Genomic DNA, 23,222 nt, shown 5'->3' with positions numbered 1-23,222 from the left:
GGTGGTGGTGGTGGTGGTGGTGGTGGTCGTGGTTGTTGGGCTACTGACCGGTGCCAAGCCGGTGTCGCTGGTGGGGTGGGCCAGCGCGCCCTGGGTGATGGCTTGGACCTGGCCGTTGTCGCCCCAGCGGTATTGCACCAGGCTGCCGTCGGCCTGCTGGGTTTGCAGCAGGCGCCCCAGGGTGTCGCGCTGGTGTCGGGTGGGCTGGCCCAGGGGGTTTTTTTCCCCCACAAGTTCACCCCAGGCGTCGTAGTGCCAGCGGGTGGTGTGGCCGCTGCAGTCGGTGTAGCGGGTAGGCTGTGCGCTGGCGTTGTAGCCCAGGGTCTTGCGGCCGCCTTGGGGGTCGATGATGGCCTGGGGCTGGTCGGCCCACGCGCGGGTGGCGGGGGGCAGGGTGTGGGGGGCGCCTTGCTGGTACTCCAGCCGGGTGGTGCTGGCCAGGTCGCCAGCGGTGACGGTGGCCTCGGTCAGGCGGCCCCAGTCGTCGTAGGTGTAGTGGGTGTGGATGCCGCTGGCGCTGGTGCTTTGCAGCAGCAGTCCGTCTTCTGCGGTGCCGGGCAGGCCCCAGCGTTGCTGGCTGCTGCGGCCGTCGGGGCCTTGCACGCCCAGCAGGTTGCCCTGGCCGTCGTAGCGCCAGTGGGTGCTGCGGCCCAGGGGGTCGGTGGCGGCGATGCGCCGGCCTGCGCTGTCGTACTGGAAGTGTTCTTCGCTGCCGCCCGGGTGGACTTGCCGGGTGATACGTTTGAGGCCGCCGTGGCCTTGGTGGTGGTATTCGGTGGTGCGGCCGAGGCTGTCGCGCACGGTGGTGCAGCTGGCGGCTTGGGGGTCTTGCGGTTGCGCGTCCTGGTAGCTGAAGTGGTAGCTCAGGCCTTCTTCGTTGTGGTGTTCGATGACGCGGGCGCCCGGCGCTGGCCCTTCGTAGACGTAGCTGTGTTCGGGGCCGCTGCGCACGCGGTGGGCGACCATGCGGTGCTGGCTGTCGTAGCGGAATTGGCGGGTGCGTTGGCCGTCGCGGCCGTGCACGGCCACCAGGTCGCCCTGGGGGCTGTGGTGGTAGCGCACCAGGGGCGTGGGGGCGGCTGCGGGGTCGCCGTGCGGGTTGTGTACGCAGTCCACGCCCAGCAGGCGCAGGCCGGTGTCGATGGGGCCTGCGCTGGCAGCCTGGGTAGGACCCGGGGGCTGGACTGGGTCGCTCTCGCGGTTGTACCGCAGGGCGTAGCGGCGGCCTGCGCCGTCGGTGATACCGGTCAGCCGACCGTGTTCGTCATGGTGGTATTGCTGGCTGCGGCCGAAGGCGTCCAGGAGGCCGATGAGGAGGCAGTCTCCGCCGGCTTGGGATTTGAAGATCCAGAGGGTGCGACCGGTCTGGGTGGCGGCCAGGATGTAGCTGGGGTCCGACTTGGCGAGGGCGGGCACGTGGGCCCAGCGCTCTTGGTGCATCCAGGGCAGCAGTTCCTGGGCGAGGTTGGCGGCGGCGCCGCCGACGTATTGCTGTTCTGCACCACCACCACCCACACCACCACCGCGCAGCAGCATCAGGGCTTCGCTGTCGCTTTGCAGTGCCTGGCCTGGGCGCAGGGGTTCGTCAAAGGTGATGACGCGGCCACCGGCGTCGTGCAGCAGGGTCTGGGTGGGCTTTAGGTCGATGCGCAGCTCGTGCGGCAGGCGCCAGCCCCAGCCCAGCAGGCCGCACTGGGGGCCGTGCTCTGCGTTGACGTAGCTGCTGTATTGGCGTTGCCAGACCAGGGGCATGGGGCCGGGCAAAGCGAAGTCCAGGTCCTCGGGGCCCAGCAGGACTTTGGCGCCCAGGGTGGGGTTGACGGGCTGTCCAATCTTTTTGCCGCCAGGGCAGGTGGAGCATGCGATGCCGCCACTGTCTCCAATCAATACCGTGGCCGATCCCTGGATGATCGGGCCACCCGATTTCGTCAGGTCTCCCAGCCTGGCTGCGGGCTTGCCCATGGTGTTTCCCTCAATGAATAGATTTGTTGTTCGGATGCCGGCGATGTTCAAAGCGCCTCGAAGCACGCGGCGTGCATGCAGTGTGTGTTCGCAAATTCAGCGCGGAATGTCTGACTAGCAGTTGAGCTTGTCGAGCGGCGAGAGCACTTCGATCTGCGCGGGAGTGAGCTTGATGGTGCTGCTGCCGACGGTGAGCAGGATCTCGTCCTTGGCGTTGAGATGGATCTTTTTGGACTCCATGAAGATCTGGCTGGCGTCGATCTTGATGCAGCTGGGAGCATCCCCGCCGCCTCCGCCAGCGCCGCCGCCCGACGGGGCCACGATGTGATCCGCCCCGGCCCCCGCGACTGCAGAGCCGCCTCCACCACCGCCCCCCACTTCCAGCACATAGTCCTTGCCGACCGAGGTCTTCTGGCTTTGGCCCACCTTGGTGGTCTGGGTCATGCCCACGATGGTGGACATCGCCATGCCGATGTTCTGGCTGTAGGCCATGCCCACGTTCATGATGCGCACGAGGCCCACGTTGAGCATGGACATGATGCCAACGGTGTGCTGCCGGGTCAGCCCGATCTTGACGGTTTCGTTTTTGCCCACCGTTTCCTTGCGGTTGTCGCCAATGCTGATCTGCTCGTTGTGGTCCACTCGTTCCGATCGGTTGCTGTGGATGGTGATGGTCTCGTCGCCATCGACTTCTTCGGTGCGCCAGCCGTGAATGGTGATCTTTTCGTTGCGATCCACCGTTTCGGTGCGATCGCGATGGATGGTGTTGGTCTCGTCCCGGTCAATGGTCTTGTTCCGGTCTCTGCCCACCCACTTCTCTTCGTCGTTCTCGACCTCGGTCAGCTGGTCCTTTTGCGCATGGATCCACAGCTGCTCCTCGCCCGCCTTGTCTTCAAAGCGCAGGGCGTTGGCATCTCCAGGGCCGTTCTTCATGCCGGCACCGGCAGCGCCCCCCTTGCTGGACCGCGTGAGGATGCCGCTCTGCGTGGCGTTGGCAGGCAGCGCCCAAGGCGGCATGTTGGCCGCGTTGTAGACGCAGCCCGTGAGGATGGGGTAGTCCGGGTCGCCGTTGAGGTGGTCGATGATGACTTCCATGCCGATGCGGGGGATGAACACTGCACCGAACTGCGGCCCCGCCCAGCTGGTTGATACCCGCACCCAGCAGCTTGAGTTTTCGTCCATTGCGCCGATGCGGTCCCAGTGGAACTGCACCTTCACGCGTCCGTATTTGTCGGTCCATATCTCCTCGCCCGGTGGGCCCACCACCACGGCGGTTTGCGGGCCCAGCGCACGCGGCTTGTTCGTGACGCGCTTGGGCCGAAACTCGATGCTGGTGGGCTGTGCCCGAATTTCGAACTGCTGGATGGAACCCGCTTCCTGTGCGTTCTTGGTGGCCGTGGCGCCACCACTGCGGCTGCTGCTGACCTCGGGGTTTTCCTCGAAGTGGTAGTGCGTGCTGACGATCAGGTACTGTCGGTTCTGGTCTTCCCGCGGATAGTTTTCCAGGTTGATGGTGTAGCCGGTGGCCAAGTTGCGCTTGTTGCCACGGCCCAGCACGCGGCTGTGTTTGGCCAAATGCTCCTGCAGCCGCAGCTTGGCGTAGGTCTCACCATCCGGAAACTCGGTGTACCCGCCCGGCCACTCGTAGATCTCGTACTTGTCATGCTCGTGGCCTGGCGGGTTCTGCCGCATGTTCGAGAGGTCGGCGCGGGGTTTCTTGAAGTCGTAATCGTCGTTGTAGTGCCGGCCTGGCTGCACCTCCTGGGAAAGCTCCCAGGCATGAAAGTGCTCCTTGTCCGCAATGGCGGCCTTGCCCGGCGGGTGGAACGGCACCACATGGCCGCCCGGCAGCGGGCTGTGCGAGCCCACGATGTCGTCTGCGAGCACCAGCGTCTGGCTGCCGGCGGCGTGCGTGAAGTAGTAATAGGCACCCTCATGCTCCAAGAGGCGCGCCACAAAGTGGTAGTCGCTCTCTCCGTACTGCGTGCAGTACTCCCACGTGCGGTAAGAGCGTGTGAGCTTCTTCTCGATGGGATAGCCATACTTCCCGAGCACTTCCATGACGATGTCCGGAACGGTCATGTGCTGGAAGATCTTGAAATCGGTCTTGCGCGTGGCCACCCACAACCAGGGCCGCAGTCGCAGGCGATAAGACGCCCAGCGATGGTCCTGCCCCTGCATGCCGAAGTGCGTGACAAGGCCGCTGAGATAGCGCTGGCCCAACCCTTCTGTCTCGACCACTACCGAGGCTGGCTTTCCGAGGATCGCCCTGGGGTCGATGCTCTTGCTTGCACTGACCAGATCGATGTCGAGCGAAAACAACTCGCTGAGAGATTCCGTCCCGTCGAGCTTTCGGAATTGAAGTTGCTCGCCAAGAGCGGTGTGGATGGTGACGCGACGGTTCATGACGAAGGATGAAACAAGCGCCAGGGAGGCAGACAACCGCGCGCGCGATTCTGAGACACTGGCGGAAACAGGCATAAAAAAAGGAGCCGCATCGAGTGACGCAGCTCCGGGTTGCGCTCGCTGTGCGAGCGCAACCGCATGTCCGGCAATCAGGCTTCCTTGTTTTCCTTGATGCTGAAGCCCATCTGGCTCGTGGCCCCCTTGCCGCCTTGGTTGGTCTGCTCGGAGTACTCCGTCTTGATCTTCGCGGCCTGGAAGGCGTAGTTCACGACCACGGTATCGCCAGAGCTGGTGCCGCTGACGGTCACGTTGGTGACCATCACGTCGGTCAGGGTGATCTTGCCGAATTCGATCTGCGTGCCACCAGCCTTGCACATCGAAATCTCCACCTGTCCCAAGTGCTTGCCGGTCGCGCAGTGCTTGAGCACGGCGGGGTAGCATTTGTCGATGTTGGCAACAACGTTCAGGTTCTGGAAGTCTGCCTTGCCAGCGCCCGCACCGCCACCCGAAGCCATCGAGTGGGGCTGGGTGACCCCCCAGGTGAACGACTCAACGTCGGTCCAGTCCTTGTGCGCCGCGTCCTTCGATTCGCCGCTGGCGCCTTCCACCTTCATAAAAATCGCAACTGTCATTCCGGTACCTCTTCTTGGTTCAAAAAAATGCGCGATGCACGCTGCCAGTAGCAGCGCACTCGCGCCCTGGTCTCTGCAAGGACACAAGCCCTCGCAGATGAAACAGCCAAGAGGAGCAGGAAATCGCGCGCCATCAAGGCGCGCAAATCAACGCCCCGAGAATGACTTCCCGGGAACGACTCGCGACGCCCCATGCGACACATCCCTTCAACGGAATGACCCGCTGCTTGCTCGAATTTCCCCTCCCTCGCAAGCTTGTTTGCGGGCGCATGATAGGTGTGCGTTTCCGATTCAGGGGTATCAAGTGACAGCAAATGAGCGAGCCTCCGCAACATTGGAAACAGTGTGTTTCCGCACGCTGTAGCAACCGGTTTCGGGATGCGTTTTGCAATTTCCTCACGTTAGACTCGCCCGCGATTGATCGACCCATGCGTGCTGCACAGCGTGCTCAGCGCGCACCGATTGCGGCCTCAGCCGCGCGGCCCGGCGCTTCGCTTCATCGCATCAGCGCAAGGCACTGAAGCATTCAGCGGGCTCGTCGCACTCGTGGCACTCGTGGCACTCGTGGCAACCCGTGAGCTGCGGGCTCACGGTGAACCGCATGCAGTAGATCGATATGACACTGGGCAAGGCAATGGGCGACGACCCATACGCTCAGCAGCTGGCTCAGCCTCCGGGGCGTTGGCACCAGCCATGGCAGCAGCCGAGCGGATATCCGAGAACGAATATTGAGGGCGTCGCGTGATGATCGAAACTGTGGGGGGGTCAGCCAATTGCCTTGCTCCCGGCGTGCAAGTCGGCGAGTACCGGCTGCTGGACGTGATCGGAGAAGGTGGGTTCGGCATCGTCTACCGTGCGCGCGACGTGAGCCTGGATCGCATCGTTGCGATCAAGGAATACATGCCGGCCACGTTGGCGGGGCGCAAGTCCTCCAACGAAATTCACGTGCGCTCCCAGCACCGTGGGGCGTTCGATGCGGGGTTGCGCAGCTTCATTAACGAAGCACGCCTCTTGGCCAAGTTCTCCCATCCCGCGCTGGTACATGTGTACCGGTTCTTCGAGTCCAACGGCACGGCGTACATGGTGATGCGCCACTACGAGGGACAAACCTTTCGCGCCTTCCTTTCGGGCCAGCAGGGACGACTCGGGCAGCGGACTCTCACCGCGATCATCAGTCCGGTCCTTGACGTGGTCGAAATGCTCCACGCCGCAGACTGCTATCACCGCGACATTGCGCCAGACAACGTGTTTCTGCAGAACTCCGGCATGCCGGTGCTTCTGGACTTTGGCGCCGCGCGCCGAATCATTGGCGACATGACGCAAGCGCTGACGATGGTTTTGAAGCCGGGCTTCGCACCCATTGAGCAGTACGTTGACGACGGCGCCATGCCGCAAGGTGCGTGGACGGACATTTACCAGATGGGCGCGATGCTGTATCTGGCCATCACCGGCAAGCCGCCGGCAACATCCGTGGCCCGGATGATCAACGACCCTGTGGCCCTGCTGACACCCTCTCAGTATCCGGGCTTCTCAGCCCAGTTCCTGAACGGGGTGCACCGCGCACTGGCGGTCAAGCCGCAGGATCGCCCTCAGACGATTGCCGAGCTCAAGGAGATTCTCGGCGTCACCACGATGACTTCGCCGGTGTTCGCACCATGGGCGAGCGCTGGCGTGCTGGCACCCGCAGTTGCCCGACCCACGGAACTCGACGGAGGTTCGCATGGGCGGGTGGACCGGGCCGCTGCGCAACTGGATGGCATGCATGCGCACGGGTTGCTCGGTCGCGACGATGCCCCTGAGGTCGCAGCTGTCGCCTCGCTCAGTCAAACTGGGCCGATCGACGCCCCCCCCCTCCAGACTCAAGCGGCCCAGCCGCAGGCCTTTGGCGGCGCCGCCGCCAGTCTCGCCACCAACACCGCAGCGCCCTTGTCGCTGATGTCAGACGAAGTTTTCTCGTTCAGCAGTCCGCCACCATCGCCCATCACTTCGCCGGAACGGTTGGACACAGCGGGCGCACAACCCGCAACGCAGGCCGAGCGCCCCAAGCCTGCCGCACCGCGCGAAGGTGTCGTGTTTCCCGCGCCCGATGCGCTGAAGCGCCCAGCCCCTGAGGCACCGGACGCAATGCGACAACCAGTGCGTACGTCGGCACCAGCTGCTCGGTGGATACCTGTCGGGTTGATCGCCGCTGGCGCCATTGTTGCCGCCGCATGGTGGGGCAGCCGTGCACAGCCATCATCGCCCCCGCCCGTTGCGTCGTCGGCGATCAGCTCCGACGACATCCAATGGCAGCAAGCGCAGGAGGCCGGGACGGTGGCAGCGCTCGATGCATACCTTGAATCCAACCCGGCGGGTGCCTACCGCAACCAGGCGCTCGCCCTGATCAACCGGCTGGAGGTGGCCGTGCCTGCGGCGCCCGCCAGCAACGCGTCGACAGCGCCCCGTTCCACAGGTCCGGACCAGTCGACGGCGACCGAGACCGCGCCCAAGCTGGCCGCCTCGCCTGCGCCCACCGTGCCGGCCCCAGTGGGCACGCAGGCAGACCCCGTGCCCGTCGAGAAGCCCGCAGCCAAGCCAATGGGCAACACCGGGAGGGTGGTGCTGCGCGTGAGTCCGTGGGGGCGCATCTCCGTGAATGGGTCCGCGCAGGGCACCACGCCACCGCTCACCCAGCTGGAACTTCCAGAAGGCTCCCACCGCATCGAAATCACGAATCCGGCTGCGGCGCCCGCTGTGCGGACCGTGCAGGTCAAAAAAGGAGAACCGGTGGTGTTGAGCCATCAGTTCGAGTAACCCCCGAATCGCAGTCGCCATGTCCATGCACGCTTCATTGCGCGGGGCCGCTCTTTGCCTGTGGCTGTGCGCCACCGCAGCAGTTGCCGCTCCCGACTGCGAAGAGCCCCCTGCGGTTGAATCACGGGTGGGCGACGCGGCGTCTGGACGCCAGCTCCTGGGGCAAGGGATCGCACTTTACGAATCACGCCGGCTCGATCAGGCGGAAAAGGCCTTGCAGGCATCACTGTTTGCCGGACTGCCGGACCGCCGGGAAAGAGCGACTGCCCACAAATACCTCGCATTCGTGTTCTGCACCCACAAGGAGTGGGCACGCTGCGACGCTGCGTTCGACGCAGCCCTGGACGCCCGCCCCAGTTTCGCCCTCGCAGAGTATGAACTTCAAGGCACGCCGTGGCGCGACGCCTATCACAGAGCTCAAGGGAAACGCGGTTGGCGATGCAGCCACGCTGGCGCTGGCACCGCTGACGGCCGACGCACGACCGGCACCTCCAGCGGCAGTTTTGCGCTGAACAGCACGGTGATTGTCGCAATCACACCTCTGCTGCCGGCCGCCGGCCTGCCCGTGCCACACGACGGGGCATCCACAAGCACGGCGCTTGCAAGGCTGCGCCCACGCTCAGAGAACAACCTGCAGCTGCGCGTCGCGCCATGGGCACACGTCACGATCAATGGCAAGCGCATCGGGGTCACGCCACCCCTCACCGAATACAAGCTGCCTCCAGGCGCTCACACCGTTGAGCTCGCGAATCCGGGCTTTGAGACAGTGCGCAGGACATTGAAGATCGATTCGGACGAAGCGATCACCATCACCCATGACTTTGACGCGAGGTAATCCATGCCACCCCGTTTCCTGAACACGCTGGCCACCGCTTTTGCAGCGGCACTTCTGAGCGCCTGCCAGACGCCCCCCGAGCCACCCGTCGTGAAGGTTGAAGCGGTGCAACCCGCGCCACCGCCTGAGCCCGTCGCCCCCGTAGACCCGAGGGCCGAGAAGGAAGCTTTGCTGGCGGAGGCCTTGAATGTGTACGCGGAAGGGCAATTCGAGGAAGCGATTTCCAAGCTGACTCCGCTGGCAGAAGCCCCGGAACTGCCCCTGACATCGCAAATCAAGGCCCGCAAGTTCATGGCGTTCGGCCACTGCGCCCTGGGACGGGTGCGCCCTTGCCGGCAGCAGTTTGATCTCGCGCTGGAACAGGACCCCACCTTTCAGCTGACCGAGGCGGAAAAGGGCCATCCCGTGTGGGGGCGCGAATTCATCAATGCCCGAAACGCTGCACGCAGCAAGCGCGCCACGCGCAAGGCATCCTGACCGTCAAGAGTTCGCGAGCGCACAGCAGATGGAGAAGATTGAGTTGGTGGTCATCCACCATGCAGGACAAGCTGCCGGCCACCAAGGGTCCGCAGTTTTTGGAATGGCCGGAGGGACCATTGGGCGGTCGGGCCAGAACAAGCTCGTGCTGCCCGACACGGAGGCCGAGGTCGCGCGTGTGCACGCCATGGTGCGGCTGGACTCCGACCAGGCCTACCTGGCCAATCTGTGCGAGCGCCGCTCCGTCCGGGTGAATGGCAACGAGGTTCTGTCCGGCCAAGAGGTCCCCCTGTGCCACGGGGCAGAGGTTGTCATCGGGCCTTACCGGCTTCTTGCCACTGTGCCGGGGGCATCCCCCGGCACGGCGCCCACCATCGCCGCAACGCAACCGCCACCAGCACGCGATGACGGGGTGGTTGCTGAAGTGCCCCCGCTGCTGCACGAGCCACGGTCCGCGCACCAGCATGCGGTTGAAGTACCCGAATCGCTCGGCCTCGCCGCGCTGCCAAACCCTTGGGCGGACATTCCTCCCATCGTGGGCGGCGAGCACGCCATCCCTGAGTTGGCCGAATTGGCCGAATTGGCACAGGCCCCGTCGAGCGTGAACGGCAGTGATCCACATCTGGAGGACGGCAATCCGTTTGCCATGTTGGGGCGCATTGAAGCCCTTCCCCCCGATGCGGAGACCCGCGTGGCTGCGCCGCTCGCGCCCCCCATGGCAACGAGCGCCGACCGCAACCCTGTCGCTGCGACCGGGGACAGGATGCAGGCCCTGGATGCCGAGGCGCCAGCACTGTCGAACCCCGCAATCGCGCAAGCAGTTGCGCAAGAGCCTGTCGCTCATCGCGCCATGGTGATCCCGGAAGACTTTGACCCGTTTGCCGCCGACCCTCGGGAGGCTGCAAACCACAGGGATGCGTGGAGCGGCGATCTTCCGGCGAAGACGCTGGCGGAAGTGGCACAGCTGAAGAACGACGAGCTGCTGCGCTCGCTGCCGCGCACCTCAGAATTTGCCGGAGAGATGGACAACGCGGCGCACACCGGCCTGCCCCCGCAGCTGGACCCACGCGTCGAGCTCAACCCGCTCAAGCTCTTCCGTGAGCCTGGCGAGTCGATGTACAAGGAGACCCTGGATCACGGTCAGACGCGTGGATCAGACCTTGCGCAGGTTTTCAGCATGCCGCGGGGCGCGACTGCTACCGCAGAGCCATCGGCCGCATCGCGGGAAGGGGGCCGCACCGAGACAACGCCCGACGGCGCGCCGCGCACTTCGCACACCGCCCAGCAAGCCACCGCAGCAGTTGCGCAAGCGGCAGGGCTTGAAGCCATGCAAGGGCTGGACCTCGACCTGTTTGGCAGTTCCACGCAAACCGCCGGCCCCGCGAATCTTTCCTGCCAGGGGCTGGAGTCAGTCACGAGGCCGCCCAGCGGCCAGCCCAACACCTTTCTCGCACAGCCCGCGCCGGATGCGCCTCCTGCCCCCTCGCCGCTCGGCATCGATGCAGTGAGCCCCCCTCCAGCACCGTCTTCGACGCGAGACGCGCACGTGCGATCTCCCGCGCCGGCATCGCTGGCCGCACCACACGGCGTAGACGCTGGGGACGCGCAGGGACTGGCTGAGGCTTTCCTGGAAGGCGCGGGGTTGGCTCAAGGCCGTGCCACCCTCACGATCAACCCGGAGTTCATGCGCGGCTTTGGCGAGGCGCTCCGGATCGCGGTGCAGGGGTCCATCGACCTGCTCTCCGCCCGATCGGAGATCAAGCGCGAATTCCGCGCCGATGTGACCGTCATTGCATCCGGCAAGAACAATCCTCTCAAGTTCCTGCCCACGGCAGAGGGCGTGATGCTGCAGCTGGTGGGCCAGAATTTCCCCGGTTTCATGCCACCGGCTGCGGCGCTGGAAGAGGCCTATAGCGACCTTGCGGTGCACCAGATCGCGCTGATGGCCGGCATCCGAGCGGCCTATGCCGAAGCAGTGACCAGCCTGAGCCCTGCAGAGCTCGAAAAGCAGGCGGCGGGCTCGGCAGGCCTGCTGACCAGGCTTTCGTCCTTGCACCGAAAGGCGGCGCTGTGGGACGAGTACCAGCAAAGGTACGAGTCGATCAGGCAGCATGCGCAAGACGATCTCATGGCGTTTTCCGGCCAGACATTCGTGCAGGCCTATGAGCAGGCCGCGCAAGCGGCCCGGCCCACCGGGGGGATGCCGTGATCACGCATATCGCAGGCGAATCCCACCGGCTGCAGCTGACCGTGTCGGCCATCACCGAACAGGGTGCACGCGCCACGAACGAAGACTACCTGGGGATGATCGACCTCGGGCGACAAGGATTTTGCTGCACCCTGGCGGACGGCGCTGGGGGGCATGGCAACGGCGCGTTGGCAGCCCGTCTGACGGTGGACGCGGTGCTGGACGCATACCGCGAGAACCCCCTGTTCGCGCCAGCGAGCCTGGCCTCGCTCATCTCGCGGGCCGAGCACACCGTCTCCGAAGAACAGCCCCTGTCCAGGTCACGGATGCACATGAGCGCCACCGTCGTGTTGCTATGCATTGATCCTTTGATGGGCAGGGCACTCTGGGCACACTGGGGCGACTCGCGGCTGTATTGCTTTCGCAATGGAAAGGTCGCCAGCATGACGGAAGACCACAGCGTGGTGCAGCAGTTGCTGCACGCCGGCGTTTACGGCCAAAGCGACCCCCGCACCCTGCCCAACCGCAGCGTTCTTGCCGGCGCAGTCGGTGCCCAGTCCTCGGTCCCTCCGACCGTACTACATGAGTCCATGGAGCTGATGGAAGGCGATGCCTTTCTGCTGTGCTCCGACGGGTTGTGGGAGAACCTGCACGAATCCGAGATGGAAAGTGCGCTCAGCACGTCCGAGCGCCCGGACGCTTGGCTGCGCGCCATGGCCGCATCCGTCGTCACGCAAGGCCGACCGCACCAGGACAACCTCAGTGCATTGGCGGTCTGGGTAGGCGCCAACCCGGCGATCAACTGACACAGCAAGGAGTTCACACGTGATCACCCCTCACAGCCGCGCGCGGCCCATCGTTCAAAAGGCGCTCGTTCTTGTATCGGCATGGCTACTGTCCGGCTGCGGGATGGTGAGCACGCTCAACCGGCCCACCGAAGCACCCACGGCCGTTCCGCCAGCCATCATCGAGATCGTCTCCGAGCGAAGCCTCAACCCGGATGTCGACGGCATGCCCAAGCCCGTTCTGTTGCGCATCTATGAACTTCGGGCACCGGCTGCATTCGAGCGCTCGAGCTTTTTTGACCTCCAGGACAAGGATGAAAGCCAGCTGGGCGGCGACTTCGTGCGGCGCGAAGAGTTTCTGATCGCGCCCGGCGAGCGCAGGATCATTGAACGCAAGGGAAATCCGGACGTGAGGGCGTTCGGCTTTTTTGCCGCATACAGAGACCTGGAGCGCAGCACGTGGCGCGCGTCGGTGGATGCCCCCAACTCGGTGGAGATGCGCCGACGCTGGTGGGGCCTGGGCCAGACCGAGCGGCTCAAGCCGGTGCACTACCTCGTCACGGTGTCACGCGACGCAGTGCGGGTCCAGCATCAAACAACAACAAGGTAGAACCATGGTATGGCAGAGAAAGGTGGTGTGGGCCGAAGGCATGTTCCTGCGCCCCCAGCACTTTCAACAACAAGAGCGGTACATCGACTTTCTGGTGCAGGGCCGCTGCTTGCCCTCCCAGCCCTTTTTCTGGGGGTTCTCGGAACTGAGCCTGGACATGCAAATGCTGGCACTCGGCAAGATCGCAGTGTTGTCAGCCAGGGGCGTGCTGCCTGATGGAACACCGTTCCATATTCCCCAGGTCGACGACGCCCCGCCCCCGCTGGATGTGGGCAAGGACATCAAGGATTCCATCGTTCACCTCGCCCTGCCTCTTCGCCGCAGCAGCGGTGCAGAAGTCACGATGAGCGAGGCCGACACCGGCATGACCCGTTACCAGGCCGAGGTTCTGGAAGTCTCCGATGTCAACGACGTCGGGGCACAGCCCGCCGAGGTGCAACTGGGCCGCGTCCGTTTCAGCCTCCGCCCGGCCCGAGAGCTGTCGCGGGGCTGGGTCTCGCTGCCCGTAGCACACGTGGTGGAGCGCAATGCCGATGGATCCGCACTTGTGGACAAGTCGTTCATGCCCACGGTGGTCAACAACTCCGAAGCGACCGCCCTTTTTCAGTTCTGCAAGGAGCTGCACGGCCTCCTGAAGCAGCGCGGCGCAGCCCTGGAAGAGCGCTTGATTCAGCCCGGCCGAGGCGGAGTGGGAGAGGTGGGTGACTTCCTGATGTTGCAGTACATCAATCGGTGGGAACCTGCGGTTGAACACTGGGTGCGCACCCGCGCGATCCACCCGGAGCGCCTGTTTGACGATCTGCTGAAGATGGCTGGCGAGCTTGCCACGTTCACCCGGGAGCAACGACGCCCTGCCCCCCTGCCGGCGTACGACCATGACGACCTGCGCAGCTGCTTCCCACCCCTGATGCTGGAGCTGCGCCGGGGCCTGTCCTCCGTGCTGGAGCAGAACGCCATTCAGATCGAGTTGCAGGAGCGGCAGTATGGAGTGCGTGTTGCACTGATCCCCTCGACCGAGCTGTTGACGACGTGCGACTTCGTGCTGGCCGTCCATGCGCAGACAACTGTGGAGTTCTTGCACACCCATTTCCCCACCCAGACCAAGCTCGGCCCCGTCGAAAAGATCCGCGACCTGGTCAACCTGCACCTTCCCGGCGTCGTGTTGCGCTCACTCTCCGTCGCCCCGCGCGAAATCCCCTATCACGCCGGATATTCCTATTTCGAAGTGGACACCACCCACGACCTTTGGCGCCAGCTGAGCAACTCGGGCGGGCTCGCCATGCACGTCTCTGGCGAATTCCCTGAGCTGCAACTCGAGTTCTGGGCCATTCGCAGGTAACCCATGTCCATGACCATGCAAATGACGGACAACCTTTTCGCCTCGTCCGGTGGCAGTCTCGCGGCGGAGGGAATTCCGAGGCTGATGGACACGTCCATGCCTCCCGCGCCTGGCCCGCGGACCGACCTTCCCGATGTGATCAGCGGAGGGAACCCGCTTGTCGCGGCGGCGAATGCCCTGCTGAACCTGATTCCGCAAATTCGTGCGATGGCCTCCAACTCGGACCCAGAGGGGTTTCAGCGACTCCTTCTGGCCAATGTTCGAGAGTTCGAGCGCCACGCAGGCGCTGCCGGAGTTCCGATCGAGACCGTGATCGGCGCCCGCTATTGCCTGTGCACCGTGGTGGATGAGGCCGCCGCGCAGACCCCCTGGGGTGGGTCTGGGGTGTGGCCGAAGTTCAGCCTGCTGGTGGCCTTGCACAACGAGACCTGGGGCGGGGAAAAATTCTTCCAGCTGCTCGCGAAGCTGGTCCAGACACCCCATCAACACATCGATCTGATCGAGCTCATGTACTTCTGCCTGATGCTCGGTTTTGAAGGCCGCTACCGGGTCATCGAGAACGGGCGCAGCCAGCTGGAGACGCTCAAGGCCCGCCTCCTCGCGCTGATAGAAAGTACGCGCGGTGACCGCAGCAGCGCCTTGTCGCTGCGCTGGAAGGGCGAAGAGCGCAAAGCCGCACCGCCTTGGACCATGGTGCCTCTTTGGGTGGCTACAGCGTTGACCTTGCTGCTGGCGTTCATGCTGTTCCTCTGGTTCAACTACCGGCTTGCTGCGCAGTCCGACGCCTTGTTTGCAGCCATCAACGGGATCCGCTTTCCAAAGGCGATTGCCGCCGTCGCCACCGTGGACAAACCCCGGCTGCGGCAGTTCCTGGAGCCCGAGATCCGGGAAGGTCTGGTGGAAGTCATCGACCAGGCGGACCGCAGCACCATCATCCTCCGGGGGGACGGCCTGTTTGACCCGGCATCGACGACGGTCAAGCCCCGCTATGTCCAGGTGATCCAGCGGATCGCCGTCGCACTCAACGAGGTTCCAGGCAAGGTGGTGGTCAACGGGTATACCGATACCTCCCCGATTCGCACCGCGCGTTTTCCCTCCAACTGGCACCTCTCCCAGGAGCGCGCCCAGTCTGTCTCCGACATGCTGTCGCGCACCGTGCGCGACAGCAGCCGATTGCGCGCCGAGGGTCGCGGTGAATCCGACCCTGTGGCGCCCAACACCACCAGCGAGGGCAAGGCGCGCAACCGGCGCGTTGAAATCATTCTGATGGTCGCCCCGCAGGTGCGCGACAGTGAACTGCAGGCCGTCGGCATCCCCAGCACACGTGTCGAAGGCTCCCGCAAATGAGCATCCTGCGAAAAATGGCTTCCTTGGTATTCAATAGACACACCCTGGTGTTCTGCGGGCTTGTGCTGCTGAGCCTGGTCATCTGGTTCATCGGCCCCCTGGTCTACATCAAACCCTATCAGCCGCTGGAGAGCGAGACCGTTCGCTGGTCCCTGATCGCCGCTCTTTTCGTGCTGTGGTTTTTCCGGCTGATGCTGCTGTGGTGGCGCGCCAAGCGCATGAACGACAAGCTGCTGGGCCAACTGGCCCGACTCACCGCGGGGCGCGATGGCGTTGAAAATGCGGCGCCCGGGCATGAGGAAGTGGCCGAACTGGAGGGCCGGTTCCAGGATGCCGTCCAGATCCTCGCAAAAACGCGGTTCGGCGCGACAGAGAGCGGACTGTTCGGCCGGCTCACCAAACGCTATGTGTACCAGTTGCCTTGGTACCTGATCATCGGGTCGCCGGGATCCGGCAAGACCACGGCGCTGGTCAACTCCGGGCTGAGCTTTCCTTTGGAAGAGCAGTTCGGCAAGGGATCCATCCGGGGGGTGGGTGGAACGCGCAACTGCGACTGGTGGTTCACGGACCAGGCGGTGCTGCTGGACACGGCCGGCCGCTACACCACGCAGGAAAGCGACGCCGTGCAGGACAAGGCAGCGTGGTCGGGCTTCCTGCAACTGCTCAAACGCTTCCGGGGGCGCCAGCCGATCAACGGTGTCATCGTGACGCTGAGCGTGCAAGAGCTGCTGAGCAGCACCGAGCCTGAGCGTACCCGTCTGGCCAAGACCATCGGCATGCGGCTGGGCGAGCTGTGCGAGGAGCTGGCCATCAAGTTCCCGGTGTACATCCTGGTCACCAAGACGGACCTGCTTGCAGGCTTCAACGAGTTCTTCGGCCAAATGACCCGCGAGGAGCGCGCGCAGGTCTGGGGCTTCACACAGGCATACAGGGAGTCCGGCCCCAGCCTGGACCCTACCGCGCAGTTCACAGCCGAGTTCGACGCCCTTGTCGCCCAGATCCATCGGCTGCTTCCTCAGCGGCTGCTTGCGGAGCCCGATCTTGCACGGCGCGGACTGATCTATGCGCTTCCTCAGCAGTTCGAGGGCTTGCGGGACATCGTGAGGCAAACGCTGGAAGCCGCGTTTTCGTCGTCTCGCTTCAAGGAAAAGCCTCTGTTCAGAGGCGTGTACTTCACAAGTGGAACGCAGGAAGGCATGCCGTTCGACCGGGTTCTTTCAGCGCTCAAGCGCCGGTTCGCGGTCAGCAGTCCGCCCAGGCCCGCCGCCGGCCAGCAGGGAAAGAGCTTTTTCATCGAAACCCTCTTCAAAGGGGTGATGTTCAACGAGGCCGGACTCACAGGCCGCAATGCGAAGAAGGAGCGGCACCTGCGCATGCTGCAGGCGGGGGGACTGATCGGGCTGGCGCTCGCCTTCGCCGGTGCCGCGCTGGCTTGGAGCATCAGCAACAGCAACAACCTTGCCTATCTGGAAGAGGTTCGGCAAAGCGTTGCCACATTGCGCCAGGGCGTGGAAGAGGCCAAGAACACCGACCTCGACAACCTGGTGGCGCTGCTGCCGCTGCTGGACCACGCAGAATCGCTGGCGGTCAGTGAACGCTACACCGGCTCGCCGCCCATCAGCTGGCGCTGGGGCTTGCTGCAAGTACCCAAGGTGCAGACGGCAGCAGACACCACCTATTTGCGCTTGCTGGAAGATGCGTGGCTACCCGGCATCGTGCGGCAACTTCGCAGCTCGCTCCAGCAGACCTCCACCACCAACCCCGAGGCGAGCTACGAGGCGCTGAAGGCGTATCTGATGGTCCATGACGCGGACCGGTTCGAAGCCCGTGCCGTCAAGGCCTGGATCCGGCACGACTGGGAATCGCGTCTCACGCCAGAACTGGTTCAGGCCGGCGTGGGAGAGCGGCTTTCGCACCATCTCGACCGCCTGATGGACGAGCGGGTGGTCCTGGCCACGACGCCCATCGACAGCGCCCTGGTGGCGGACGTGCGCCAGCGCCTGGCGCAGATGTCACCAGCGCAGCGCGCGTACAGCCGGCTCAAGCAGCTGCTCGCCTCCGGCAACAATCTTCCAGCCGACTTCAGTGTCGTGCGCGCAAGCGGCCCGGAGGCGCCGCAGGTATTCAGCCGCCGCAGCGGCCGTCCGCTGACCCAGGGTATCCCGGGGCTGTTCACCTATGACGGCTACCACGGCGTCTTCCTGCACGAAGTGCCCAAGGTGACGACACTTCTGTCCAAGGAAGAGGGCTGGGTGATCGGCCAGGCAGACGGAAAGCGAAGTACCACCCAGGAAGTTCTGACGGGGCAGTTGGCCAGCGAGGTCAAGCGCCTCTACCTGATGGAGTACGCCAAGCTCTGGGAAGACTATCTGGCCGATGTGCGGCCGATTCGCATCGGCTCGCTGGACCAGGCGGGTGAGCAGGCCCGCCTGTATTCCGCCGCCAACTCCAGCCTCGAGCAGTTCATCCGCGCCGTGGCGCGGGAGACCACACTGGCCAGGCGACCCGACGCCGAGGGAGGCACAGGCGCTGGCACGAGCAGCTGGCTGGGCGACAAGCTCAACCGCATCCGCGAAGAACAGCGCCAGCTGAGCCGCCTGACAGGCAAGCAGGTCAACGTGGGAGGCCTGACGCCGAGCGGGAACCTGGAGGCGGACATCGTCGATTTCAGGTTTCGGGAATACCGTCGCCTGGCTGCGAGCAATGGGTCCGGCCCGAGCCCGCTGGCGCAAAGCCTGCTGGTTCTCAACGAGGCCTCCGCCGTCATCGCTGCTGCGCGCCAGCAGGTGAAAGCCGGGGGGAGCGTTCCGCCCACCCTTTCCTCCACCCTGGAGAGGGTGCGGGCCGAGGCCAAGCGCCTTCCTCCGCCACTCAACATCATGTATGACGACCTCGCGATGGCAACATCCACCATGGTGGGGCGGGACGTGCGCAGCACGATCGGTGGAAACCTGAATGCCACCATCGGTGATTTCTGCCGCAGAGCCATCCTGGGGCGCTATCCCTTCACGCGCAGTGCCGGGCGCGATGTGACGGCCGATGATTTTTCCCGCCTGTTCTCCGCGGGCGGGACGATGGATGAATTCTTCCGCGGCACGCTGCAGCCCATGGTCGACATCTCGACGGCGACATGGACATTCAAGCAGGGCGTGGACGGCACACCGGTCGGAGGCTCGGCTTCGCTCGCGTCCTTCCAGAAGGCGGCAACCATCCGGGACGTCTTCTTCAGGGCGGGCGGAAAGGCTCCCGGCATCCGGCTTGACGTGAAGCCCATTGAGATGGACGCCTCCATTTCGCAAATGGTGCTGGACGTCGACGGCGAGGTACTGCGGTATCAGCACGGCCCGCAAATACCCAAGTCCATCAGCTGGCCCGGCACGCGCGGAACGGGCCAGGTCAGGCTGCAGATCACGGCCGCCGGCGCGGAGAACTCGGGGCTGGTCACCGAAGGCCCCTGGGCCCTGCACCGTCTGTTTGACCGCGCGCAACTCCTGCCTGGCAATGCCCCCGAGAAGTTCACAGCCATCTTCAACGTCGATGGTCGCAGGGTGCGCTTTGAGGTGACCACCAGCAGCGTTCTCAACCCGTTCCGCCTGAAGGCCATGGAGGAGTTCGAATGCCCGAACAGCCTCTGAGCCCCGCCCCGCGCCACGGCGAGCCCCTTGGCGCCGCGGGGTGGTACGGAAAGCTCCCCGGTCTCGGGGACTTTGCCGGACGGCGCATGTCCCACACGCTGGAGTCCGAATGGGACACATGGCTGCGGGCAGGGATGGACGAACTGCGTGCGCTGAATGCGGAAGGCTGGACCTCCGCCTTCGTCACGGCACCGGTCTGGTTCTTTGTCGCCTCCGCCACTGCGACGCGCAGTGCGTTGGTGGGCGCATTGGCCCCCAGCATGGATCGGGTCGGGCGCTACTATCCACTCACCATCCTGGCTGCGCCACCACTGCCGGGCAGCGGCTTGGCAGATGACCCCCGACTGCGTGCCTTTTTCTCGGGCGCGCGGGCTGCCATTGTGGACGCCCGGCGCCAGACCCTGTCTGCGCAAGCGCTGGACGAACGTGTCTCCCATCTCGCGCCCCCATTCGACCCCCTTGGCGCGGCTCCCCGTGAGCCCTCCTTGATCGACGACATCCTGAGCGATCTCAGCGAGGCCTCCACCGAGCGCCACGGACCAGATGCAACAGTGGAGCTGCCCCGCGGCGAATGGCGTGAATGGCTGCGACGCATAGGCGCCCACAGTGTCTGGTGGGTTTCCCCCACGGCACACGCCCGGTATCGGGACGTGGTGCACCACGGTTCGCTCGACCGAACATTGTTCTGCCAGCTTTTCTCCACGCCCGCATACGCCGACCCGAACCCGGCACCCACCACTTCGTGAACAAGAGCCTGCACATGTCCGTGACCGATATCGACGAACTCCTCCAGGAAGCGACCACCAGCCCGCCATGCGGTCCCGAAATGACCTATGCGCCGGAGTTCCTTGCGCTGGAGCAAGCCGCGCGGGGAAAGGTGGAGCAGCAATACGGCGACACCATCATCCCTGCAGAGGAGCCGGAATGGCCAGCCGTTGAGAGCAACGCCGTTCAACTGCTGCTTCAAAGCAAGGACATGCGGATTGCGGGCCTGCTGTGCAGATCGTGGACTAACACATCGGGCTTGCAAGGGCTGGCGCGGGGTCTGGACCTCATGGCCGCATTGCTGGAGCGTTACTGGGATCTCGTGCACCCCATGGCCGAGGAAGACGATTACTTCATGCGCATGAATGCGATCGCCATCCTGAACGACGTGTCAGGCCTGCTGCGAGAGCTGAGGCAAACCGAACTCTTCAAGTCCACCTTCGGTCAATTCACGGTGCGGGATTCCGAAGTTCTTGCGCGGGGCCAGCGTGCAGAGTCCAACCCCCAGCTCACGGCCGAACAGCTGCGAATGGGACTGGACGATGCCGTCAGGCGTGAAGACCCGCACTTGATGGCGCTGCCCCGCGCCCGGACAGCCCTGCAAAAAATCCAGCAGATCTGTGCAGACAAACTCCCTCACCACCAGCACCCTGACCTGGGCAACATTCAATCACTGCTGGCCTTGTTGGCGGGGCTGCTCCCATCGCGCAGCGCTCCCCTGGCGCATCCCGCGCCCGGCGAAGAGGCGAGCGCTGCGCCCGCTGCTTTGCCGCCGCGCAACGACGCACTGGAAATCCGAACGCGGGACGACGCCATCAGGCAGCTCGTGCGAATCGCTGAGTTCCTGGAGTCCACTGAGCCGACAAACCCCGCCTCACTGCTCATTCGGCGTTCTGCCCGGCTCATGGGCATGGGGTTCATGGACATCCTGCGTGAGCTGGCGCCGCAAAGCCTGCAGCAGATCGAAGTGATCACCGGCACCACCTCGGACAGCACGGGGTGAGCCTACGAACTGTAACAGTCAGGCCGAAGAAGCCACAGATACTGAAGTACGCCATTGCACCAGCGGGTTCACCGCAAAAGTTCTCAGAGGTTTCGCTTGTAACTCTTCACAAGTCGGACCACGGGGCGCGCACTGACAAATATACGCAAAGACATGCTGGGCGGGCGATACGAGGGAAGCACACAGACATCTGCCAAGCGCTGTTGACTGTGGCGGATTCACACAACTTTGTAAGCATTTGAACCGGGGCGGACTTCGGCCGACGCCCGGCATGTGAAGAACAGGTTTTTTTGCATCAGGCAACTTGGAGGAGGTAACCATGTCAATTACCAAAGTGGGCAAGAGCGGGCAGAAGTTCATTGCGAGAAACCGGGCACCCCGGGTGCAGATCGAATACGACGTCGAAATCTACGGCTCTGAAAAGAAGGTGCACATCCCCTTCGTGATGGGCGTGATGGCCGACCTTTCCGGCAAGCCGCTGGAGGATCTGCCCGAAATTGCGGATCGCAAGTTTCTCGACATTGACATCGACAACTTCGATGCGCGGATGAAATCGATCAAGCCGCGCGCATCGTTCCTGGTGCCGAACACGCTGACGGGAGAGGGCTACCTGAGCGTTGATCTGACGTTCGAGAGCATGGACGACTTTTCGCCGGCCGCCGTTGCCCGCAACATCGGCCCGCTGAACAGCCTGCTGGAAGCCCGCACCCAGTTGCACAACCTCCTGTCCTATATGGATGGCAAGCAGGGCGCCGAGGAGCTGATCCGCAAGGTGCTCCAGGACCCCGCGCTGCTCAAATCGCTCGCCGCTGGCGCGAAACCTGCCACGGACACCGTGGAAGGCTCTGTACAGAACGATGCCGCTTGAGGCAGAAGAACAGCGAACGGAATTCATCCATGAGCGCACTACCCATCAGCGAATCCAACGCCGCCCAGACCCTGGAGGGGCACGAGTTTGCAACCCTGCTGAGCAAGGAGTTCAAGCCCAAGACGGACCAGGCGCGAGATGCCGTGGAGGCGGCCGTCCAAACCCTGGCCCAGCAAGCCCTGGCTTCGGTCGCAACCATCTCCAACGACGCATACCAAACGGTCCAGGCCATCATTGCGGAGATTGACCGCAAGCTGTCCGAACAGGTGAATCTCGTGATCCACCACGCCGAATTCCAGAAACTGGAAGGCGCATGGCGCGGGCTTCAGCATCTGGTGACCAACACCGAAGTGGACGAGATGCTCAAGATCCGCGTGATGAACATCTCCAAGAAAGAGCTTCATCGCAACATGCGCCGCTACAAGGGCGTGGGTTGGGACCAGAGCCCGATCTTCAAGAAGGTCTACGAAGAAGAATACGGGCAGTTTGGCGGGGAACCCTTCGGCTGCCTGGTGGGAGACTTCCACTTCGACCACAGCCCTCCGGACGTCGAGCTGCTGGGCGAGATGGCCAAGGTGGCTGCGGCGGCGCACTGCCCATTCATCTCGGGCGCTTCGCCCGCCCTGATGCAGATGGACTCCTGGCAAGAGCTTGCCAACCCCCGCGACCTGACCAAGATCTTCACCAACACGGAATACGCAGCCTGGCGCAGCCTGCGGGAATCGGACGATTCCAAGTACATCGGCTTGGCCATGCCTCGCTTTCTCGCGCGGCTGCCCTACGGCGCAAAAACCAACCCGGTCGATGAGTTCGACTTCGAGGAGGAAACGTCCGGAGGCAACCACAGCAAGTACTGCTGGGCCAACTCGGCCTATGCGATGGCGGTGAACATCAACAGATCGTTCAAGTACTACGGGTGGTGCACGTCCATCCGGGGGGTGGAATCGGGCGGCGCGGTGGAAAACCTGCCGGCGCACACCTTCCCCACCGATGATGGTGGCGTGGACATGAAATGCCCCACGGAAATCGCCATCAGCGACCGCCGCGAAGCCGAACTCGCCAAGAACGGCTTCATGCCGCTGGTACACCGCAAGAATTCCGACGTCGCAGCCTTCATCGGCGCCCAGTCGCTGAACAAGCCTGCGGAATACTACGACGCAGATGCCACGGCCAACGCGAACCTTTCGGCACGCCTGCCCTACATGTTTGCCTGCTGCCGGTTCGCGCACTACCTCAAATGCATCGTGCGCGACAAGATCGGTTCGTTCAAGGAACGCAGCGACATGGAGCGCTGGCTCAACGACTGGATCATGAACTACGTGGACGGTGATCCTTCGAACTCGTCGCAGGAAACCAAGGCGCGCAAGCCGTTGGCTGCTGCAGAGGTCGAGGTGAACGAGGTGGAAGGCAACCCTGGCTACTACACATCCAAGTTCTTCCTGCGTCCCCACTATCAGCTCGAAGGCCTCACGGTGTCGCTGCGGTTGGTCTCCAAGCTTCCTTCTGTCAAGGAAGCCGGCAACTGAACGCGGGGCGAAGCCCGGGCAGGCCTAGGAGTCTGCGCGGTAGAAGGCATC

Annotated in this window: 16 protein-coding genes; 13 read left to right on the top strand and 3 right to left on the bottom strand. The window is 64.0% G+C overall.

What is annotated here, in order from left to right; translation table 11 throughout:
• The 3 genes from ACOQFS_RS08425 to ACOQFS_RS08415 form a co-directional block, all read right to left on the bottom strand.
• A partial coding sequence (locus tag ACOQFS_RS08425; protein ID WP_421562448.1) for a DUF6531 domain-containing protein occupies positions 1-1,962 on the bottom strand: 1,962 nt, incomplete at its 3' end.
• Positions 1,963-2,076: 114 nt separating this feature from the next.
• Complete coding sequence (gene tssI, locus ACOQFS_RS08420; RefSeq protein WP_421562447.1) at positions 2,077-4,368, bottom strand: type VI secretion system tip protein TssI/VgrG; 2,292 nt, start codon at positions 4,366-4,368, stop codon at positions 2,077-2,079.
• Positions 4,369-4,517: 149 nt separating this feature from the next.
• Complete coding sequence (locus ACOQFS_RS08415) at positions 4,518-5,000, bottom strand: Hcp family type VI secretion system effector (RefSeq protein WP_056059598.1); 483 nt, start codon at positions 4,998-5,000, stop codon at positions 4,518-4,520.
• A gap of 744 nt (positions 5,001-5,744) precedes the next feature.
• On the opposite strand from ACOQFS_RS08415, the gene ACOQFS_RS08410 reads away from it, so the two are divergent.
• The 13 genes from ACOQFS_RS08410 (at position 5,745) to tssC (ending at position 23,171) form a co-directional block, all read left to right on the top strand.
• A complete protein-coding gene (locus ACOQFS_RS08410) occupies positions 5,745-7,793 on the top strand; it encodes a protein kinase domain-containing protein (protein ID WP_421562450.1) in 2,049 nt (682 codons plus the stop codon).
• A 19-nt stretch (positions 7,794-7,812) separates the two neighbouring features.
• The gene (locus tag ACOQFS_RS08405; RefSeq protein WP_421562446.1) at positions 7,813-8,628 is read left to right on the top strand and encodes a PEGA domain-containing protein; all 816 of its coding nucleotides are present in this window, start codon (positions 7,813-7,815) and stop codon (positions 8,626-8,628) included.
• A gap of 90 nt (positions 8,629-8,718) precedes the next feature.
• Complete coding sequence (locus tag ACOQFS_RS08400) at positions 8,719-9,105, top strand: TssQ family T6SS-associated lipoprotein (protein WP_421562445.1); 387 nt, start codon at positions 8,719-8,721, stop codon at positions 9,103-9,105.
• Positions 9,056-11,314 (top strand): type VI secretion system-associated FHA domain protein TagH, encoded by a 2,259-nt coding sequence (gene tagH / locus ACOQFS_RS08395; protein WP_421562444.1) that lies wholly within the window; start codon positions 9,056-9,058, stop codon positions 11,312-11,314. The genes ACOQFS_RS08400 and tagH overlap by 50 nt, the downstream gene beginning before the upstream one ends.
• A complete protein-coding gene (locus ACOQFS_RS08390) occupies positions 11,311-12,099 on the top strand; it encodes a PP2C family protein-serine/threonine phosphatase (RefSeq protein ID WP_421562443.1) in 789 nt (262 codons plus the stop codon). The genes tagH and ACOQFS_RS08390 overlap by 4 nt, the downstream gene beginning before the upstream one ends.
• A gap of 19 nt (positions 12,100-12,118) precedes the next feature.
• The gene (tssJ, locus tag ACOQFS_RS08385) at positions 12,119-12,688 is read left to right on the top strand and encodes a type VI secretion system lipoprotein TssJ (protein WP_421562442.1); all 570 of its coding nucleotides are present in this window, start codon (positions 12,119-12,121) and stop codon (positions 12,686-12,688) included.
• Between the two features lie 4 nt (positions 12,689-12,692).
• The gene (tssK, locus tag ACOQFS_RS08380) at positions 12,693-14,027 is read left to right on the top strand and encodes a type VI secretion system baseplate subunit TssK (protein ID WP_421562441.1); all 1,335 of its coding nucleotides are present in this window, start codon (positions 12,693-12,695) and stop codon (positions 14,025-14,027) included.
• A gap of 84 nt (positions 14,028-14,111) precedes the next feature.
• The gene (locus ACOQFS_RS08375; RefSeq protein WP_421562449.1) at positions 14,112-15,374 is read left to right on the top strand and encodes a DotU family type VI secretion system protein; all 1,263 of its coding nucleotides are present in this window, start codon (positions 14,112-14,114) and stop codon (positions 15,372-15,374) included.
• Positions 15,371-19,009, top strand: coding sequence for a type VI secretion system membrane subunit TssM (gene tssM / locus ACOQFS_RS08370; RefSeq protein WP_421562440.1), 3,639 nt, complete (start codon positions 15,371-15,373; stop codon positions 19,007-19,009). Before ACOQFS_RS08375 ends, tssM begins: the two co-directional genes overlap by 4 nt.
• The gene (tagF, locus tag ACOQFS_RS08365; RefSeq protein ID WP_421562439.1) at positions 18,991-19,755 is read left to right on the top strand and encodes a type VI secretion system-associated protein TagF; all 765 of its coding nucleotides are present in this window, start codon (positions 18,991-18,993) and stop codon (positions 19,753-19,755) included. The genes tssM and tagF overlap by 19 nt, the downstream gene beginning before the upstream one ends.
• Positions 19,752-20,777 (top strand): type VI secretion system protein TssA, encoded by a 1,026-nt coding sequence (gene tssA, locus ACOQFS_RS08360; protein ID WP_421562438.1) that lies wholly within the window; start codon positions 19,752-19,754, stop codon positions 20,775-20,777. Before tagF ends, tssA begins: the two co-directional genes overlap by 4 nt.
• Positions 20,778-21,096: 319 nt before the next feature.
• The gene (gene tssB / locus ACOQFS_RS08355; RefSeq protein WP_421562437.1) at positions 21,097-21,645 is read left to right on the top strand and encodes a type VI secretion system contractile sheath small subunit; all 549 of its coding nucleotides are present in this window, start codon (positions 21,097-21,099) and stop codon (positions 21,643-21,645) included.
• Positions 21,646-21,674: 29 nt separating this feature from the next.
• A complete protein-coding gene (gene tssC, locus ACOQFS_RS08350) occupies positions 21,675-23,171 on the top strand; it encodes a type VI secretion system contractile sheath large subunit (RefSeq protein WP_421562436.1) in 1,497 nt (498 codons plus the stop codon).
• Positions 23,172-23,222 lie beyond the last annotated feature (51 nt).

The organism is Paracidovorax sp. MALMAid1276 (assembly GCF_049198005.1).
In the GTDB taxonomy this organism is placed as follows: Bacteria; Pseudomonadota; Gammaproteobacteria; order Burkholderiales; family Burkholderiaceae_C; genus Acidovorax.
Note: the sequence above shows the minus strand (reverse complement) of the source record. Positions and strands in the feature narration are given on the sequence as shown.

What these genes read in the sequence shown, in the direction of transcription:
- tssI (WP_421562447.1), bottom strand. Translation starts at nt 4,368, where the DNA reads ATGAACCGTCGCGTCACCATCCACACCGCTCTTGGCGAGCAACTTCAA.
- ACOQFS_RS08415 (WP_056059598.1), bottom strand. Translation starts at nt 5,000, where the DNA reads ATGACAGTTGCGATTTTTATGAAGGTGGAAGGCGCCAGCGGCGAATCG.
- ACOQFS_RS08410 (WP_421562450.1), top strand. Translation starts at nt 5,745, where the DNA reads ATGATCGAAACTGTGGGGGGGTCAGCCAATTGCCTTGCTCCCGGCGTG.
- ACOQFS_RS08405 (WP_421562446.1), top strand. Translation starts at nt 7,813, where the DNA reads ATGTCCATGCACGCTTCATTGCGCGGGGCCGCTCTTTGCCTGTGGCTG.
- tagH (WP_421562444.1), top strand. Translation starts at nt 9,056, where the DNA reads ATGCCCGAAACGCTGCACGCAGCAAGCGCGCCACGCGCAAGGCATCCT.
- tssK (WP_421562441.1), top strand. Translation starts at nt 12,693, where the DNA reads ATGGTATGGCAGAGAAAGGTGGTGTGGGCCGAAGGCATGTTCCTGCGC.
- ACOQFS_RS08375 (WP_421562449.1), top strand. Translation starts at nt 14,112, where the DNA reads ATGGACACGTCCATGCCTCCCGCGCCTGGCCCGCGGACCGACCTTCCC.
- tssM (WP_421562440.1), top strand. Translation starts at nt 15,371, where the DNA reads ATGAGCATCCTGCGAAAAATGGCTTCCTTGGTATTCAATAGACACACC.
- tagF (WP_421562439.1), top strand. Translation starts at nt 18,991, where the DNA reads ATGCCCGAACAGCCTCTGAGCCCCGCCCCGCGCCACGGCGAGCCCCTT.
- tssB (WP_421562437.1), top strand. Translation starts at nt 21,097, where the DNA reads ATGTCAATTACCAAAGTGGGCAAGAGCGGGCAGAAGTTCATTGCGAGA.
- tssC (WP_421562436.1), top strand. Translation starts at nt 21,675, where the DNA reads ATGAGCGCACTACCCATCAGCGAATCCAACGCCGCCCAGACCCTGGAG.